Annotated in this window: 12 protein-coding genes and 1 tRNA gene; 10 read left to right on the forward strand and 3 right to left on the reverse strand. The window is 66.3% G+C overall.

Annotated elements, in window-relative coordinates:
- The first annotated feature begins 108 nt into the window (after positions 1-108).
- The 9 genes from G5C50_RS02530 (at position 109) to G5C50_RS02570 (ending at position 12,777) form a co-directional block, all read left to right on the forward strand.
- A complete protein-coding gene (locus G5C50_RS02530; protein WP_165064346.1) occupies positions 109-942 on the forward strand; it encodes a cytochrome c oxidase subunit II in 834 nt (277 codons plus the stop codon).
- Positions 939-2,720, forward strand: a complete 1,782-nt coding sequence (locus G5C50_RS02535; RefSeq protein WP_165064349.1) for a cytochrome c oxidase subunit I — start codon at positions 939-941, stop codon at positions 2,718-2,720. Before G5C50_RS02530 ends, G5C50_RS02535 begins: the two co-directional genes overlap by 4 nt.
- 65 nt (positions 2,721-2,785) lie before the next feature.
- On the forward strand, positions 2,786-3,763 hold the full coding sequence (locus G5C50_RS02540; protein ID WP_165064352.1) for a COX15/CtaA family protein: 978 nt from the start codon (positions 2,786-2,788) through the stop codon (positions 3,761-3,763).
- Positions 3,760-4,701 carry a heme o synthase gene (cyoE, locus tag G5C50_RS02545; RefSeq protein WP_240906922.1) on the forward strand — a complete coding sequence of 314 codons (942 nt, stop codon included), beginning with the start codon at positions 3,760-3,762 and terminating at the stop codon, positions 4,699-4,701. The genes G5C50_RS02540 and cyoE overlap by 4 nt, the downstream gene beginning before the upstream one ends.
- A 20-nt stretch (positions 4,702-4,721) precedes the next feature.
- The gene (locus G5C50_RS02550; RefSeq protein WP_165064355.1) at positions 4,722-5,672 is read left to right on the forward strand and encodes a cytochrome c oxidase subunit 3; all 951 of its coding nucleotides are present in this window, start codon (positions 4,722-4,724) and stop codon (positions 5,670-5,672) included.
- 16 nt (positions 5,673-5,688) lie between these two features.
- Positions 5,689-6,123 (forward strand): cytochrome C oxidase subunit IV family protein, encoded by a 435-nt coding sequence (locus G5C50_RS02555; protein ID WP_165064358.1) that lies wholly within the window; start codon positions 5,689-5,691, stop codon positions 6,121-6,123.
- 85 nt (positions 6,124-6,208) lie between these two features.
- Positions 6,209-7,357, forward strand: coding sequence for a DUF420 domain-containing protein (locus G5C50_RS02560; protein ID WP_165064361.1), 1,149 nt, complete (start codon positions 6,209-6,211; stop codon positions 7,355-7,357).
- Between the two features lie 303 nt (positions 7,358-7,660).
- A complete protein-coding gene (locus G5C50_RS02565) occupies positions 7,661-12,541 on the forward strand; it encodes a Calx-beta domain-containing protein (RefSeq protein WP_165064364.1) in 4,881 nt (1,626 codons plus the stop codon).
- Positions 12,538-12,777 carry a hypothetical protein gene (locus tag G5C50_RS02570; RefSeq protein WP_165064367.1) on the forward strand — a complete coding sequence of 80 codons (240 nt, stop codon included), beginning with the start codon at positions 12,538-12,540 and terminating at the stop codon, positions 12,775-12,777. Before G5C50_RS02565 ends, G5C50_RS02570 begins: the two co-directional genes overlap by 4 nt.
- A 19-nt stretch (positions 12,778-12,796) precedes the next feature.
- On the opposite strand, the gene pyrF is transcribed toward G5C50_RS02570, so the two are convergent.
- The gene (gene pyrF / locus G5C50_RS02575; protein ID WP_315852297.1) at positions 12,797-13,771 is read right to left on the reverse strand and encodes an orotidine-5'-phosphate decarboxylase; all 975 of its coding nucleotides are present in this window, start codon (positions 13,769-13,771) and stop codon (positions 12,797-12,799) included.
- Positions 13,772-13,839: 68 nt separating this feature from the next.
- On the opposite strand from pyrF, the gene G5C50_RS02580 reads away from it, so the two are divergent.
- Positions 13,840-13,914, forward strand: a tRNA-Pro gene (locus G5C50_RS02580).
- An 87-nt stretch (positions 13,915-14,001) separates the two neighbouring features.
- Here the strand turns inward: G5C50_RS02580 and G5C50_RS02585 are convergent.
- Both G5C50_RS02585 and G5C50_RS02590 read right to left on the reverse strand, forming a co-directional pair.
- The gene (locus G5C50_RS02585) at positions 14,002-14,505 is read right to left on the reverse strand and encodes a methylated-DNA--[protein]-cysteine S-methyltransferase (protein WP_165064373.1); all 504 of its coding nucleotides are present in this window, start codon (positions 14,503-14,505) and stop codon (positions 14,002-14,004) included.
- Entirely contained in the window at positions 14,502-15,977 is a 1,476-nt protein-coding gene (locus tag G5C50_RS02590) for an AlkA N-terminal domain-containing protein (protein ID WP_165064503.1), read from the reverse strand. The genes G5C50_RS02585 and G5C50_RS02590 overlap by 4 nt, the downstream gene beginning before the upstream one ends.
- Positions 15,978-16,093 lie beyond the last annotated feature (116 nt).

Below are 16,093 nucleotides of genomic sequence, written 5' to 3' on the forward strand. Positions count from 1 at the left end.
GCCGACGCGGCCCATCGGATATCCTGTGACCGAGACCGAAACCCCGAGCCAGGCCGATCGACCTTCTGCGAGGCGGCCCCGAGCGGCGGGACGTGGGAGCGACTCTTCTTGCGATACTGGAGCCTGATCTTCGCCCTTGCGGCCCTTTTCGGCGTTGGCGCCTTCGCCTACGCCCCGTTCTCGGCCGACTGGTGGCTCCCCAACCCCGCCGACTCCCCAGGCCGCGCCGTTTCGACGTCCGGCCGGGAGATCGATGCGCTGTTCCTCATCATCCTCTGGCTGACCTCCGCCGTCTTCGTCGGCACCCAGGCGGCCCTCGTCTGGGCGCAGTACCGCTACGCGGACCGCCTCGACGCCGAAGGGAAGCCCGCCCGCCCGGCGCGTTACTTCCACGGCAGCCAGCGGCTTGAGGTCGTCTGGACGATCATCCCGGCCGCGATCCTCGTCTTCCTGGCCCTCTACCAGATGGAGACCTGGGCGAACATCAAGTTTCGCTCGGCCGCCCCGAAGACGCCCCCCCTCGCCGAGGTGACCGGGCGGCAGTTCCAGTGGGTGATCAAGTACCCCGGCCCAGACGGCAAGCTCAACACGCCCGACGACCTCTTCACGGTCAACGACCTCCATCTTGTGAAGGACAAGACGGCGTTGATCCACCTGAAGGCGGCGGACGTGATCCACTCGTTCTTCCTCCCCCAGATGCGGATCAAGCAGGACGCCGTCCCCGGGATGACCATCCCGGTGTGGTTCGACTGCGACCGCGCCGGCCGCTACGAACTGGCCTGCGCCGAGCTTTGCGGCTGGGGACACTACAAGATGCGAGGCGACGTCGTGGTCCACGAGACCGAAGCGGAATTCCAGGCCTGGCAGACGGCGAAGCTCACCGAACAGGGCCGCAGCCGGCTTGAGCCGAAGGGCGACGACGCCGAGGGAGGGAAGCCGTGAGTCACGATCAGATCCACCCCGCCCCCCGGAACCCGCTGACCCGCTACATCTTCTCGACCGACCACAAGGTCATCGGCGTCCAGTTCCTCTTCTCCGGGCTGATCTTCATGCTGCTGGGCGGCCTGATGGCGATGGCCATCCGCTGGCAGCTCGGGTGGCCCTGGAAGCCGATGCCGATCCTGGCGAAGTGGCTCTGGTCGGCCCCCAACCTGGGCGGGCAGATGCCGCCCGAGTTTTACAACAAGCTCGTCACGATGCACGCGACGATCATGATCTTCTTCGTGATCATCCCGATCCTGACCGGTGCCTTCGGCAACTACCTCATCCCGCTAATGATCGGCGCGCGGGACATGGCGTTTCCGAAGTTGAACATGTTCTCCTACTGGATCATGTGGCCGGGCTTCGCCTTCCTGATCTGGTCATTCTATGTGGAAGGCGGCTCGTCGGAGGCCGGCTGGACGGGCTACCCGCCGCTGTCCACCATGAAGTGGGCCTCGCCCGGGTCGCTCAACGGCCAAACGCTCTGGCTGCTGGCACTCCTCTGCGCGGGAATCTCCTCGCTGTCGGGCTCGATCAACTACATCACGACGATCGTGATGCTGCGGGCGCCGGGAATGAAGATGCTTCGGATGCCGATGACCGTCTGGGCGCTGTTCATCACGGCGCTGCTCCAGGCGTTCGCGCTCCCCGTACTGACCTCCGGGCTGCTGATGCAGACGCTCGACCGCGTGGCCGGGACGAACTTCTTCAGCCCGGTCGGCGGTTCGGTGGGAAATGCGCCGGGAGTGGTGGGCGGCGGGGCTCCGCTGCTCTTCCAGCACCTCTTCTGGTTCTACTCGCACCCGGCCGTCTATGTGATGATCCTGCCTGCGATGGGGATTGCCTCGGATGTGATCTCGACGTTCTCGCGGAAGCCGCTGTTCGGCTACAAGCCGATGGTGATCGCCATGGGGTCGATCGCCGGGCTGGGCTTCATCGTCTGGGGCCATCACATGTTCCAGTCGGGCATGAACCCCGCGCTGGCGGCGACGTTCACCGTGTCGACGATGATGATCGCGCTTCCTTCGGCCATCAAGGTCTTCAACTGGATCGGCACCATGTGGGGAGGCCGTGTCCAGTTCACGACGGCCATGCTGCACGCGATGGCCTTCGTCTCGATGTTCATCATCGGCGGGCTGTCGGGCATCTTCATGGCGGCGACGCCGGTGGACGTGCACATCCACGACACCTACTTCATCGTCGGCCACATCCACTACGTCCTGTTCGGCGGCAGCATGTTCGCCATCTTCGCCGCGACGTATTACTGGTTCCCCAAGATCTTCGGCCGGATGATGAACGAGCGGATCGGCTGGATCCACTTCGGCCTGACGTTCGTCTTCATGACGGGCACGTTCTTCTTCATGCACGTCGTCGGCTGGCACGGCCACATGAGGCGCATCCCTGACCCGACCGTCTACAAGTTCCTCAGCGAACCGGGCGTGGTCTGGATGAACCAGTTCATGAGCGTTTGTGCGTTCGGTCTGGGAATCGTGCAGGTGCTTTTCGTGGGGAACTTCTTCTACAGCCTGGTGCTCGGCCCGGTGGCCGGCCCGAACCCGTGGAAGGCGAACTCGCTGGAATGGACGACGTCGTCGCCGCCTCCGCATTATAATTTCGAGACGCTGCCGCAGGTGTTCCACCCCCCGTACGAGTTCAGCCTCCCGGGGAGCGAGGACGACTACCTGCCCCAGACCAGCCCCCTGCCGCCGAACATCACGCTCGACCCGATCATGGCGTGACCGCCCCGCTTCAATTTCAAGGAACCCGCCGAAGCGACGCCCGAGGTCGCCGAGGCCCTGATCCCATGACGAACCCGACAGCGACCCCGAACGAACGCCCTCTCGCCTACCGCGCTGCACCCCACTGGGCGGCGGTGCTGGCCGGCGTCCTGACGCTCCCTCTGCTCTATGTGGGCGGCTCCGTGACGACGTACCGCGTCGGCATGGCCGTCCCCGATTGGCCGAGGACGTTCGGCGAGAACATGTTCACGTACAACTTCTGGGACGCCCCGTTCGGAGTCCAGCTCGAACACTCGCACCGGCTGTATGGGTCGGCGGTCGGAGTGGCGACGATCGCGCTCTGCGTGGCGTTCTTCGCCTTCGACAAGCGCAAGTGGGCGAAGAGTCTGGCGGTCGCCGCGCTGGCGATCGTGATCATCCAGGGCTTGCTGGGCGGGTATCGGGTCCGGTTGAACTCGACGATGGTGGCCGCCCTGCACGGCTGCCTCGCCCAGGTCTTCTTCGCCCTGACCGTCGCTCTGGCGACCTTCACCGGCCGCGACTGGCTCAGCGACGCTAAACCGACTCCCGATGCGAAGGGCGTACGCGGCCTGGCCGTGGTCACGCTCCTCCTCGTCGCCGCTCAGATCGGCCTCGGAGCGGTGCTCCGCCATTTCAGTGGCCGGCATGCGGCGTACACCCACGCGGTTCTCGGCGTGGCGATCCTCGGCGTCGCGGCGCACCTGTTCGTGAAGGCCAAGCGGCACGATCCGCCCAAGCCATCGCTACGGTCAGCGGCCCGTTGGGTGGAGGTCCTCGCCGGACTCCAGATCCTGCTGGGCGTCGTCGCCTTCGTCATGCTCTGGCCGTTCGACGGCATGCCCCGACCCGTGACCACCGCTCAGGCGGCGTTCCGCACCCTCCACCAGACGAACGGCGCCGTGCTACTGGCTGCCTCGGTGGTGGCGACGCTGCGGGCGTTCCGCCACTTCGGACCTGCGGCGAAGCCCGGTTCGATCACTTCTCCGTCCACGTCCCCGACCGACCTGGAGGCCGTCGCTTGAATAACGCCGCCGCCACGATGGGCGACAGCGCCCTCGCCGCCGCACCGCCCTCCGACGTCGCCGCTCTGGACGAGATCGGCGGCCGGATGTCGGCTTTCCTGACGCTGACCAAGCCGCGGATTGTGATCATGGAGCTGATCACCGTCGGCGTGGGCTTCCTGCTGGGAGCCCGCGGCAGCGCCCACCCGGCGACGTTCCTCGCAACGCTGCTAGGGGCCGGACTGGTCGCCGGCGGCGCCGGCGCGCTGAACATGGTGCTGGAACGGGAACGCGACGCACAAATGCGGCGGACCAAGCGCCGGCCGCTGCCCAGCGGTCGGCTGGAGCCGATCGAGGCGGCCGCCTTCGGCTCGCTGCTGGCGATCTCCGGAACGCTCCTGCTGTTGTTCGGGGCCGGAGCGACGGCCGCCGCGGTGGCCTTCGCGACGCTCGTCCTCTACGTCTGGGTCTACACCCCGCTCAAGACGCGGACGACGCTCAACACGGCCGTCGGCGCGATCCCCGGCGCTCTGCCGCCGGTCATCGGCTGGTCGGCCGCGACGGGGACGCTGGGCATCGAGGCCTGGACGCTCTTCCTGATCGTCTTTCTCTGGCAGTTCCCGCACTTCCTGGCCATCGCCTGGATCGCCCGCGAGGACTACGACCGAGGCGGCATGAAGATGCTCCCGTGCGTCGACCCCGAAGGCTTCATGACGGGTCGCCAGGCGACGCTGCACGCCCTGGCCCTGATCCCGGCCGGCCTCCTGCCGACGGTGATCGGACTGGCCGGCGCGGTCTACTTCGTCGGGGCCCTGGCTCTGGGCCTGTTCTACCTGGCGGCCTCCGCCCGGTTCTGGGCCGATGTCAACGACGCCACCGCCCGGAAACTGCTGCGGGCGTCGCTTCTGTACCTGCCGGCGGTGCTCCTGCTGCTGGTGCTCAACCCCCTGCCCGCCTGACGCGGCCCGAGGTCCCCACGATGCACCCCGCGGACGCCCCGACCCACCCGGACGCCCACGCACACCACCGGGAACACCACCCCGCCCCCGACGCCGTCCCCGCGCCGGTGTTGCCGGGGAAGGTCGCCATCTGGCTGTTCCTGGCCACTGAGATCATGTTCTTCACGGGCCTGCTCGGCTCGTACATCGTCTGCCGAGGGGGCAGCCCCGCCACGGCCTACAGCAATCTCTTCCCCCCCGCGACCCAACTCGACCGCCTTCGCGACTCGCGCGGCGTGCTCATCGAGGGGGGAATCGAGAAGGGTCATGACGCGGCGGCTCAGGCGATCGCCGAGGCGACTGGCAAGAAGCCGGACGAGATCGAGACGATCCTCAAAGCCGAGCCGAGCGTGGTCAATGGGCTGACCGAAAAGCAGGCGAACGACCTGGCCTCCGCGTTGAAGGGACACGGACTCGAAGCCGAGACGATCACACTCAAGCCGTCGAGCTGGCCCAAGCCCTACGACTCCCTCACGAACCCCCTGAGCATCGACCTGACGACGGTCAACACGTTCATCCTGATCTGCTCGTCGGCGACGATGGTCCTGGCCGTTTCGGCGATCCAGAGCGGCAAGAAGGCCCGCTGCTCGCTCTTCTTGCTGGCCACGGTCCTGCTTGGGAGCGTCTTTCTAGGCGTCCAGGTCTACGAGTATCACGAGTTGCTGGAGGGTCGGATCTATCCGCCGGGGATCAGCCCGACGGGGCACTTTCGACCGGGCGTCAGCCTCTTCGCCTCGTGCTTCTTCACCGTGACCGGATTCCACGGCCTGCACGTCGCGGCGGGGATCATCACGCTGGCCCTGGTCTTCCTGGCCTCGCTCTTCGGGAAGTTCTCGGCGAAGAACTTCGCGGCCGTCGAGTACGCCGGGCTCTACTGGCACTTCGTGGACCTGGTCTGGATCCTCCTGTTCACGATCGTTTACCTCATCTGAGCCGGGAGGCGCCGAGATGTCCGAGCACGAGATCGTCACGCCCCCCGTGGCACCGCCGACCGCAGCCCAGGTGAAGGCCGCCGCCGAATCCGAGGCGCACGCACCCTACATGAAGGTCCTGTTCGGGCTGCTCGTCCTGACGATCGCCGAATACGGTTTCGCTCGATTCTTTCGCGACAACCCCGGCCCGCTGGTCTTCGGGCTCGTCCTGCTGGCCGCGACGAAGGCCGCGCTTGTGGCCTGGTATTTCATGCACCTGAAGTTCGAGCGGTTCTGGGTGTTTCTGGTGATCGCCCCGGCCTGCCTGCTTGCCTTCATCCTGACGATTTTGCTGTTCCCGGATTTCGTCATGCGGCAAGAACCCGTCGAAGAGCCTGCAGCGACGACGGCGCCCACCGCGCCGGCCTCAGCCGCAGCGGCTTCGCGCAACCCGCTTGTCAAACTGGTTTAACGTCCCTCCTGCTCTTTTCCTTCCCTTGACGACCCCGACGCGCCCCGGGCCCTCCCCGCCGACGCCCCGGGTCAGGTGGCGCACCATGGTTTCGGGTTATCGTCTCGGGTCCACGATCGTCGCGTTGACGATCGTCCTTTCCGCCGGTCTCACACTGGCCGGTCTGATCCTCGCCGGGAAGCCGCAGCAGACCAGGCCGCAGGATCTCAACCTGCCGATCGGGTCGTTCTCGCTCGTCGAGCGTTCGGGTCAGCCCGTCACCGACGCCACCCTGGCCGACCGCCCCTGGATCGCCTCGTTCATTTTCACGCGCTGCAAGCTCTCGTGCCCCCGAATCACGAGCATCATGAAGAGCCTCCAAGAGCGTCTCTCCGATGCCGACGTCCGACTTGTGAGCGTTTCCGTCGACCCGGATCACGACACTCCCGAGGTACTCAGCAACTACGCCCAGTCGTTCGAGGCCGACCCCTCCCGCTGGTTGTTCCTGACCGGTCCCCAGGACGCGGTCATGTCGCTGATCCACGAGAAGTTCCTGCTCCCAGCGATGGTGAACCCTGCCCCGTCGCCCGACGGCGGCGACGAGGCCGTCATCCACAGCGACCGCCTGGCGCTCGTCGACGGCAACAAACTGATCGGCCTGTTCGACACCCATGATCCGAAGGAGCTTGAGGCCCTGGAGGCCAAGGCCCGACTCCTGGCCACCCCCCGCTGGGTGCGAATCCTCCCCGCCGTCAACGCGACCCTCAACGGCCTCTGCACCATCCTGCTGCTGGCCGGCTGGCTGGCCATCGTTCGCCAGACGCCCGGGGCGGCTCTGATCCCCGTTGAAGGTGAAGCCGAAGCCGCGCCGGGGGTGATCGCCAGACTCACCACCCTGCTCCGCAACCCGGCCGCCCGCGGCCACCTGCTGGCGATGGGGATGGCCGTCCTGACGTCAGCCGTCTTCCTGAGTTGCTATCTGGTCTATCACTACTTCGCGGGCAGCAAGAGATTCCCGGGCGGCGGCTCTCTGAAGTGGCTCTACCTGACGATCCTCACCTCGCACACCCTGCTGGCGACGCTGTTCGTCGTCCCCCTCGTGGCCGTCACCCTCACCCGGGCCCTCCGCGGCGACTTCATGGGCCATCTCCGAGCCGCCCGAGTCGCTTTTCCTATCTGGCTTTACGTCTCGGTCACGGGCGTCGTGATCTACCTGATGCTCTACCAGATGCCGATTCCCGCCCCGTCTCAGTGAATCGCCAAAGCCCACGCACACACGAGATGCTGGTTGACGCCGCGATTGCACAACTGGGATAATCAGAGCCTTGTCAGAGGGTCTGAAGATCACAGTCCGATCGGTTGTGCGTACAAGGTGACGGACGTCACGCCGTTCGCACGACGTTTTTCGGAGACGGACAGGACGAGAACGATCTTTTTGTCGCCGGTTTCGTAAGGGAGTCCTAAGAGACCGCGCCGGCCTGCGTCAAAAGGAGCAGCCGGACGTATCGTCGAACACTTTGCGTCGCCCCCCTGCTGCATCATCCGTGTGGATCTCTCCATGCCATTCTGGAAGGGCGGTCGAAGATCGGGACGCGCCGCCCGGCGGTCGGGACGACCGCGGCTGGAGGCCTGCGAACGGCGGGTCTTGCTTTCCACGTTCACCGTGTCGAGCACGGCTGACGACGGGCCGGGGTCGTTGCGGCAGGCGATCATCCAGGCGAACGCGGACGTTGGACAGGCCCCGAGCCTGATCCAGTTCGCCATCCCGGCGAGCGGCTTTCAGACGATCAAGCTCCTCTCGCCGCTTGAGGCGATCACACGCCCCGTGCAGCTGGACGCCCGGTCGCAACCGGGGTACATCAGCTCGCCGCTGATCCAGGTTGATGGATCAAGCTCGAAATCGTCGTCGTCCCTCTGGAACGGGATTGTGCTCTCGGGGGGGAACAGCATCGTCGCCGGCCTGGCGGTGACGGGATTCACCGGCAGTGGGATCCTGATAACCGGGCCAGGCGGGGACTACGTCGAGTCCAACTACATTGGCCTGACGCCTGGAGCGACCATAGCCTCGCCCAACGGCGTGGGCATCCAGATTCTCGGCTCGGCGAACAACACGATCGGGGGCCAGGGGAGCCTGGGGAACGTCGTCTCCGGCAATTCGGGGGTCGGCGTCCTGGCGTCCGTGATCCAGGCCGGCGATTCGACGGGGAACCTGATCACCGGCAATCGGATCGGAACCGACGGCGCGGGGATCGTCAAAGTCCCCAACGGGCAGGACGGTGTGCGGTTCTCGGGGATCGGTTCGGGTCAGATTTCCGACAACCTCGTCTCGGGCAATGCGGGGAGCGGCATCGCCCTGCTCAACAACTCGACGGCGAACCTGCTCATCGGCAACGTCGTGGGCCTGACGGCCGATGGGCGTTCGATCCTCGGGAATTCGAGCCACGGCGTGCTTGTGGACGCCTCGCCGTCCAACATCATCGGCGGCTCTGACCAGGATCAGGCGAACCAGATCTCCGGCAACGGCGGCTGCGGCATCCTGGCTCGGGCGGGTTCCTCGGGGCTGATCGTTCAGGGGAACCAGATCGGCACCGACGCTTCGTCGACGCTGGCGCTGGGAAACCTGAGCGCCGGAGTCGCCGTGGCGACCAGCGACGTCCAGATTGGTGGGACGGCCAGCGGCGGCAACACGATCGCATACAACGGCAGCGGGGTGACGGGCGCGGGGGTCCAGCTCATCGGGTCGGTGCGCAAGGTGACGATCCTCTCGAATCGGATCTACGGCAACGCCGGGCTGGGGATCGATTTCGGGAACGGCCCCACGCCCAACCATCCCCCCGGCCTGTCTGCCGGCCCCAACGACTGGATCAACTACCCGACCTTGACCACGGCCTTCACCGACGGCGTCCTGACAACCGCGAAAGGGACGCTGCTGGGTCTGCCGATGAGCGGATACACGATCCAGTTCTTCTGGACGTCGAAGCCCGACCGCACGGGTTTTGGCCAGGGAGAGCGGCTGCTGGGCGAAGCCTCGGCGTCGACCAACCAGAGCGGACTGGCGACGTTCGCGATACCGATCAACCAGGCGCCCGACGGCGGCTTCATCACGGCCACAGCGACCGATCAGGCTGGAAATACATCGGAATTCGCGCAGACGGTCCTCCTCAGTCCGACGACCGACCTCCACGTCGACCTGGCGGCCACCCCCGCGCTCGCGCCTCAGGGGACGGCCGTGACCTACATCGCGACGGTCACCAATCGCGGCTACTTCACGGCCGATTCCGTCTCGCTGGCGATGCAGCTCCCCGGAAAGGCGACCGTCGTCTCAACCTCGGCGACGCAGGGCATCGTCGTGATGGGCTCAGGCGGGCAAGCTTTGGTCTCGATCGCCGCGCTCCAGCCAGGGGCCTCGATCGTCCTGACCGTGATCGTCCAGCCTCTGGCCTCCTTCTCGGGCTCGTTGACCGCCTCCGCGACGGCGACGATGGCCGAAACCGACTCGCACCCCGGCGACGAGTCCGCCACCGCCACGGCGAACCTCACGGCAGTCGTCGACGTTTCGCTCTCCCTGACCAGCGGGCCCGCCAGCGCTTACAACGGCGATCTGCTGACCTACGTATTCACCGCCTCGAACGCCGGTCCGGGAACCGCCACGAACATCGTGATGACGCTCCCGTTCGGATCAGGCGTCTCGTACGTCAGCGCGAAGGCAAGCCAGGGGAGCGGCTCGCTCAACGGCGGACGGCTCGTGGTGAATCTGGGCTCTCTCGGCCCGGGGGCGTCGGCGACCGTGACCGTCCAACTCCTCGCCGCCGCGGTCGGGCTTTACTCCACGACGGCGACGATCGCGACGGACGACTATGATACCGACGCCTCCGACGACTCGGCGGCCGTTCGAACGACGCTCCTCGGCCGTTCCGACCTGAGCCTGGCGATGCAGGCGCCGACCGTCGCGCCGCTCGGACAGGACCTCTATTACTCGATCGTTATCACGAACAACGGTCCGGATACGGCGACGAACGTCGTCGTCCTCGATCAGATCCCGGCACTCTCCGCGTTGGTCTCCGCCGCGTTCGACGGCGGGGCGACGACGTTCGCGAATGGGATCGTGACGGCGACCCTGGCCACCCTCGGTTCCGGCGCGTCCGCGGTGCTGCGGATCATCGTCAAACCCACCGGCGCCGTGGAGGCGGTCCTGACAAACGCGGCCCGGGTTTCGGGCGACGAACAGGACGCGAATCCGGCCGACAACGTCGCCTGGCGTCAAACGACGCTCCGCGCGGCGTCGAACCTCGGTGTCACAATCGTCCCGACGACGCCGACGGTTCTCCAGGGGACCCCGGCGACCTTCCGCGTCCACGTGACGAACCTGGGCCCCGCGGATGAGCCCTCAGCCGTTGTGACGATTCCCCTGCCCGACTCGACGCTCGTCAATTCGGCCCTCGCATCCCAGGGGGGCCGGGCGACCGTCACGAACCGCGTGCTGACTATCCCGCTGGGCGCGATCGTTGCCGGGGGCTCGGCCGACGCAATCGTCGTGATGACGCCCTCCGCCGACTTCGGAGGCCAGCTCGTCGTGACGGCGGGCGTCGCCGGCGGGAATCTCGATCTCGACCCGTCCGACGACCAGGCGACAGCCACTTTCACCGTCCAGGCCGCGGCCGACCTTGCCGTCTACGTTACCCCTCCGGCCGCAGCTTACGAGCGAGCGCCCTTCCAGTACACGCTGACCGTGGCCAACCGCACTCCCTCGGCGACGACCGGCGTGACCTTGACGGCCCCGCTGCCACCGGGCGTCGAGTTCGTCTCGGCCGTCGCCAGCCAGGGGGCGAAGCCGACGCTCGACGCCTCGGGTCGACTCACGGCGCTCCTGGGGAGCCTCGCTGGATCGTCGCGAGCCACGGTCGTCGTCACCGTTCGTCCCTCAGCTCCGGCTGGAACGGTCCTGGTTCTCTCGGGGACGCCCGCCAGCGCCCTCCCCGACCCCACGCCCGCCAACGACGTCGGCCGCTACGCCGTGACCGTGGCGCCGGCCGTCGACCTCATGATGACCCTCCGCCCGTTGCAGACTTCCGTGCAGGTCGGCGGCCAGGTCACCTGGGTCGCGCAGGTCTGGAACGCGAGCCTGACGACGGCGACCGGCGTCTCCCTCCAGATCCCCTACGCTGCCGGCGGCGCCTTCGTCGGCTCGGCGACGACCCAGGGGACGGTGTCGGCCTCGGGAGGCGTGATAACGGCCTCGGTCGGCACGCTGGCGCCGCGAGGCTACGCGACGATCGCCTTCGTCCTCCAGACCCAGTCCGTCGGCCCGGCCACGCTCACCGCCCTGATCGCCGCCGACCAGCACGTGAATTCGTCGGTCTCCATCAGCTCGGCCGACGCCTTGCAGGTTCTCGAGAGGCCCGGCGCTTTCCAGTTCGCCGCCTCGTCGTTCTTGGTCCCCGAGAACGCGGGCGTCGCCAACTTGACCGTCCAGCGCGTCGGTGGAGCGAGGGGAGCCGTATCGGTTTCCTACTGGACGACGACCGGCACCGCAGCGCCGGGGGTCAATTATCAGCCCGTCTCGGGCGTCCTCACGTTCCAGCCGGGTCAGACATCGGCCGTGATCGCCGTGCCGGTCCTTTCGTACGCCCACAATCGAGGCGATCTCACTGTCGGAGTGGCTCTCGGTGGTCCCACCGGGGGAGCGACCCTCGGCGCCACGTCGAACGCCTCGCTGACGATCCGAGATCTCGACCCCGACTTCACTCCCCCCACCGTCTCCAGCATCCGGCTTGAAGGAGACGCCGGGTCGATCGCCGATCTCGCGATCACCTTCAGCGAGCCTCTCAACGCCGCCACCGCGCGCAACGGCCTGGCGTATACGCTGTACGATCTGGGTTCCAACGGCGTCTTCGGCGACGGCGACGACACCCCGATCGCCTACCTCGCCCCCGGCTACGACCCCGCCACGAACACGGTCTACCTGAATCCTACGTCCCCATTGCCTGCGGGCCGGCAATACGCGGTCGTCGTCAAGGGAACGGGGGCGGCCCCCCTCCTCGATCTTGCGGGCAACCCGCTCGGCGGCGGCGTCGACTCGGTAGCCCTCTTCGCTCGGGGGACGTCGTTGAAGTACACTGACTCGAACGGCGACGCGGTTTCGCTGACGCTGAAGAAGGGCGGATTCATGGACCTCCTGCGCAAGCCGTCGGGCGATGCAAGCCTGCTGCTGGTTCAGGGGACCGTCCGGGGAGTCTCAACTCTCTCCGGAACCGTGACCAAGCCCCGAGGCCGCGGCGACGGCGTGACGACCATCGACTCCATTCAGGGCCTGGGCTCGTTCGGAGACGTCGTCGTCAGCCTGAAAAGCCCGCCCTTCATCACCAGCGGCCTGCCGATCGCCGCCTCGAAGGTCGCGCGGGCGTCCCTGGTCAACTCCAGATACCGGAGCCTCTCATGACGCCGAGAATCGCCGCCTGGACGCTCGCCGCCATGATCCTCCTCGCCGCTCGACCGGCCGCCGCCTGCCCCACGTGCAAGGAAGCCCTCTCCGCCCAGCCGACCGACGCCTCGCGACTGGCCGACGGCTTCAACAAGAGCATCCTGTTGATGCTGGCCGTCCCAATCGGCCTCGCCAGTATCGGCGGCTTCGCCGTCCACCGCGCCGTGAAGCGCGGCCTCTTGCCAGAGTTCTGAGCTACGCCCCGGAAGCCGCTCAGGAGGACCGCAGCCGCCCCGCCGGAGTGTTCGCGGCCAGATCGTCGATCATGTCGACGACCGCCTGTTCCACGGCCCGCCGCCAGTCGTCGAACCGGTCGCGATACGCCGCCTTGTTGTAGGCGAAGGTGATCCCACGCGAATTGTTCACCAGCGCGCCTTGTCCATTCGGGTCGAAGCCCGCGGCGATGTCCTCGGCCGTCCCTCCCTGCGTTCCATATCCCGGAACGAGGAACATCACCCCCGGCAGCTCCGCACGCAGCTCGGCGAGTTCCGCGGGATACGTCGCGCCGACGACGGCGCCCACGAGGTTGTACCCCTCGGTTCCTTGCTTCCCCTTGCCCCACTCCTTTAGCCGGTTGGCGACGTGGCGATAGACGGGCAAGCCATCGCAGACGAGGTCCTGGAACTCTCGCGCTGAAGCATTGCTGGTGCGAACCAGAACGATCACCCCCTTCCGCTCGCGAGAGGCGATCTTCACGAACGGGGCGACTCCGTCGCTGCCCAGGTAGGGGTTGATCGTCATCGCGTCCGCCTGCCATGAAGGCTCGAACGAACCGCCGACAGGCTCCTTGCCGAGGTACGCGCGGGCGTAGGCCTCAGCCGTCGAACCGATATCGTTCCGCTTGCCGTCAAAGATCACCAGCAGTTCCCGGCTTCGAGCGTACTCGATCGTCGCATGCAGCGCCGCGAGCCCCTCCGGGCCGTACGCCTCATAGAAAGCCGACTGGAACTTCACCAGCGGCGCGAGCGGGGCGACCACATCGACGATCTCGCGTCCGAAAGCCTCCAGCGCCTGGGCTACCCCCATCCGAGTCTCAGGGAATTGTTCCAAGAATCCGGGCGGCAATTCCTCCGGCCGAGGGTCGATCCCTACCACCACGGGATTCCCCTTACGACGCACTGCCTGCACCACGCGATCCGCGAATTCCACGCGCCACCCCTCTCCACGATTGACAGATTCTTCTGACACCCTACAATAAAACCCGTCGACGCGAAATACGCCGCGGGCAACCAAGGCTGCCTTTTGTATGCGACAATCGGGCCGTAGCGCAGCTTGGCTAGCGCGCTAGCTTGGGGTGCTAGAGGTCAGGGGTTCAAATCCCCTCGGCCCGATTTTCTCGAAAAGATGAAGCCCGTGCGAGACTTGCGATGAGCAGTCTTGCACGGGCTTCGTTCATTTCCCCGTCCTACCGCGAATGGTCAGGTCCGGATCAACTCCACAACCTTCGCCCCCTCCAGTCTCAGGAGGAACGCCTTGGCTTCCAGGCCGCCTGCAAATCCGGTGAGCCGGCCCGACGCGCCGACGACTCGGTGGCAGGGGGCGATGATGGAGATCGGGTTCCTGCCATTGGCGGCGCCAACAGCCCGCATCGCTTTGGGCTCGCCCACGGCCGCAGCGATCGCTCCATAACTCCTGGTCTCGCCGTAGGGGATCTCCAGGAGCGCCTCCCATACCTTCTTCTGAAACGGGGTCCCCTTGAAGTCGAGCTCGATGGAGAAGGTCCTCCGATTCCCCTCGAAGTATTCCTCCAACTGCCGCTCCGCCTTGCCCAGAACAGGATCATGGTCGTCGCGCGTGGCGGTTCCCAGTCGAACGCGGCGAGGATTGTCGTTCTCCCCCAGGACGGCCGCCAATCCCGCCCCGCTGGCAACGAGCTTGAGCGTGCCGACCGGTGACCGCATCGTCTTGTAGACATAGCTCATTCCGAAGTCTCCTTGATCGAGACGCATTGCTTCATCACAGAGGCACGCCAGAGGTGCATCGCCGCATAGGCCCGCCAGGGCCTCCATGCCTCGGCTGTTTCGAGCAGTTCGTCAGGGGAGCAGCCCCCAAGGGCCTTTCGCAGTCCGAGATCGCCGTGAGGAAAGGCGTCGGGCCAACGGAAGCAACGCATCGCGATGTAATTCGCCGTCCATGAACCGACTCCCGGGATTGACTTCAACTGCTCGATCGAGGCCGAAGGATCAGGCCCAGGGCTCAGTGACACGTCCCCGTCGCAAACGGCCTTGGCCAGCGACAACAAGCACGCCGCTCGCGATCCAACCAGGCCGATCCCCGTCACGTCGTCGAGCTCTGCCTTAGCGATGCGCTCTGGCGTAGGAGTCAGACGTGTGAGTTCGGGAAAAGGGGTTTCGATCGCCTCGCCGAAACGCTCGGCGTACCGGCCAGCGAGCGTCGTGGCGGCTCTGACAGACACCTGCTGACCCAGCACAGCGCGGACGCCCAGTTCAAAGCCGTCGAACGCCCCCGGCACTCGCAGACCGGAATGTCTCCGGACCGACTCACCCAGGATCGGATCCCTGCCCAGGTGGTCGGCGATGACGTCGGGCCGGGCGTCGAGATCGAAGAGACCGCGGAGCCTTGCGAGAATCTGTGGCAAAACGCTCGCCAGCGTCATCGGAGTCTCGACGACGAGGGCGTGGCTATTCGAGCCTGGGGTCACCTTCAGCCAGCCTTTTCGACCACCCATGTCAATGGTTCTGAGATAGGCTTGACCCAGGACCGCTTCGACCCCTGCCACGGCGCGTGGAGCAAGGAAGCCGAGCATTTCGTCCCACTCGAAGGGCGGACGATACGACAGCGACAGGCAAATCGATTCCCCGGATACCGGTGGTCCTGACGACTTCCGAAGCTCGCTGGGCGTCAGTCGGTAGCGCTCTCGGAATAACGCGTTGAATCGCCGAATGCTGGCGAAGCCGCTCGCGAAAACGATGGACGTGATCGGCAGCCGCGTTTCTGTGAGCAACTGCTTGGCCAGCAGGAGCCTTTGGGTCTGGGCTAGTTCAACCGGTGAAACGCCCAAGGTCCGGTCGAGGATCCGCCGAAGGTGCCGAGCGCCCACGCCCAATTCCTCGGCCAACATCTCGACCGTCCTCGCCGCATCGCCGATGGTCTCTCCGATCCGCGAGGCGGCCATCCTCGCCGTCCTGTCGACGGCATCGACGGACGCGGCACCCGGAGCCAGTTCCGGACGGCATCGCAAACATGGCCGGAACCTTTCCCGCTCCGCGGCCGCCGCGCTCGGAAAGAATCGGCATCGATCACGCGTCGGCGTTCGAGCCGGGCAGATCGGCCGACAGTAGATCCCCGTCGAGGTAACCCCGACGAAAAGCATCCCGTCGAAACGTCGGTCGCGGGATGAGATGGCTCGATAACAGGCTTCAGGGTCGAGGATCATGGCCCAATCATAACGGCGTCCCCGAGCGAGGACTGGCCGTTTTCGGACCCCAAAGCGATCTGCCCTAAATTCGAGGCCGGCCCATATTGCATCAATATCAAAAGCTCGCGACA

Source organism: Paludisphaera rhizosphaerae (assembly GCF_011065895.1).
Lineage (GTDB): Bacteria > Planctomycetota > Planctomycetia > Isosphaerales > Isosphaeraceae > Paludisphaera > Paludisphaera rhizosphaerae.

Bases quoted from the DNA above. Each gene is read 5' to 3' on its own strand.
- G5C50_RS02550 (WP_165064355.1), top strand. From the start codon at position 4,722: ATGCACCCCGCGGACGCCCCGACCCACCCGGACGCCCACGCACACCAC.
- G5C50_RS02565 (WP_165064364.1), top strand. From the start codon at position 7,661: ATGCCATTCTGGAAGGGCGGTCGAAGATCGGGACGCGCCGCCCGGCGG.
- G5C50_RS02570 (WP_165064367.1), top strand. From the start codon at position 12,538: ATGACGCCGAGAATCGCCGCCTGGACGCTCGCCGCCATGATCCTCCTC.
- G5C50_RS02585 (WP_165064373.1), bottom strand. From the start codon at position 14,505: ATGAGCTATGTCTACAAGACGATGCGGTCACCGGTCGGCACGCTCAAG.
- G5C50_RS02560 (WP_165064361.1), top strand. From the start codon at position 6,209: ATGGTTTCGGGTTATCGTCTCGGGTCCACGATCGTCGCGTTGACGATC.
- G5C50_RS02540 (WP_165064352.1), top strand. From the start codon at position 2,786: ATGACGAACCCGACAGCGACCCCGAACGAACGCCCTCTCGCCTACCGC.
- G5C50_RS02555 (WP_165064358.1), top strand. From the start codon at position 5,689: ATGTCCGAGCACGAGATCGTCACGCCCCCCGTGGCACCGCCGACCGCA.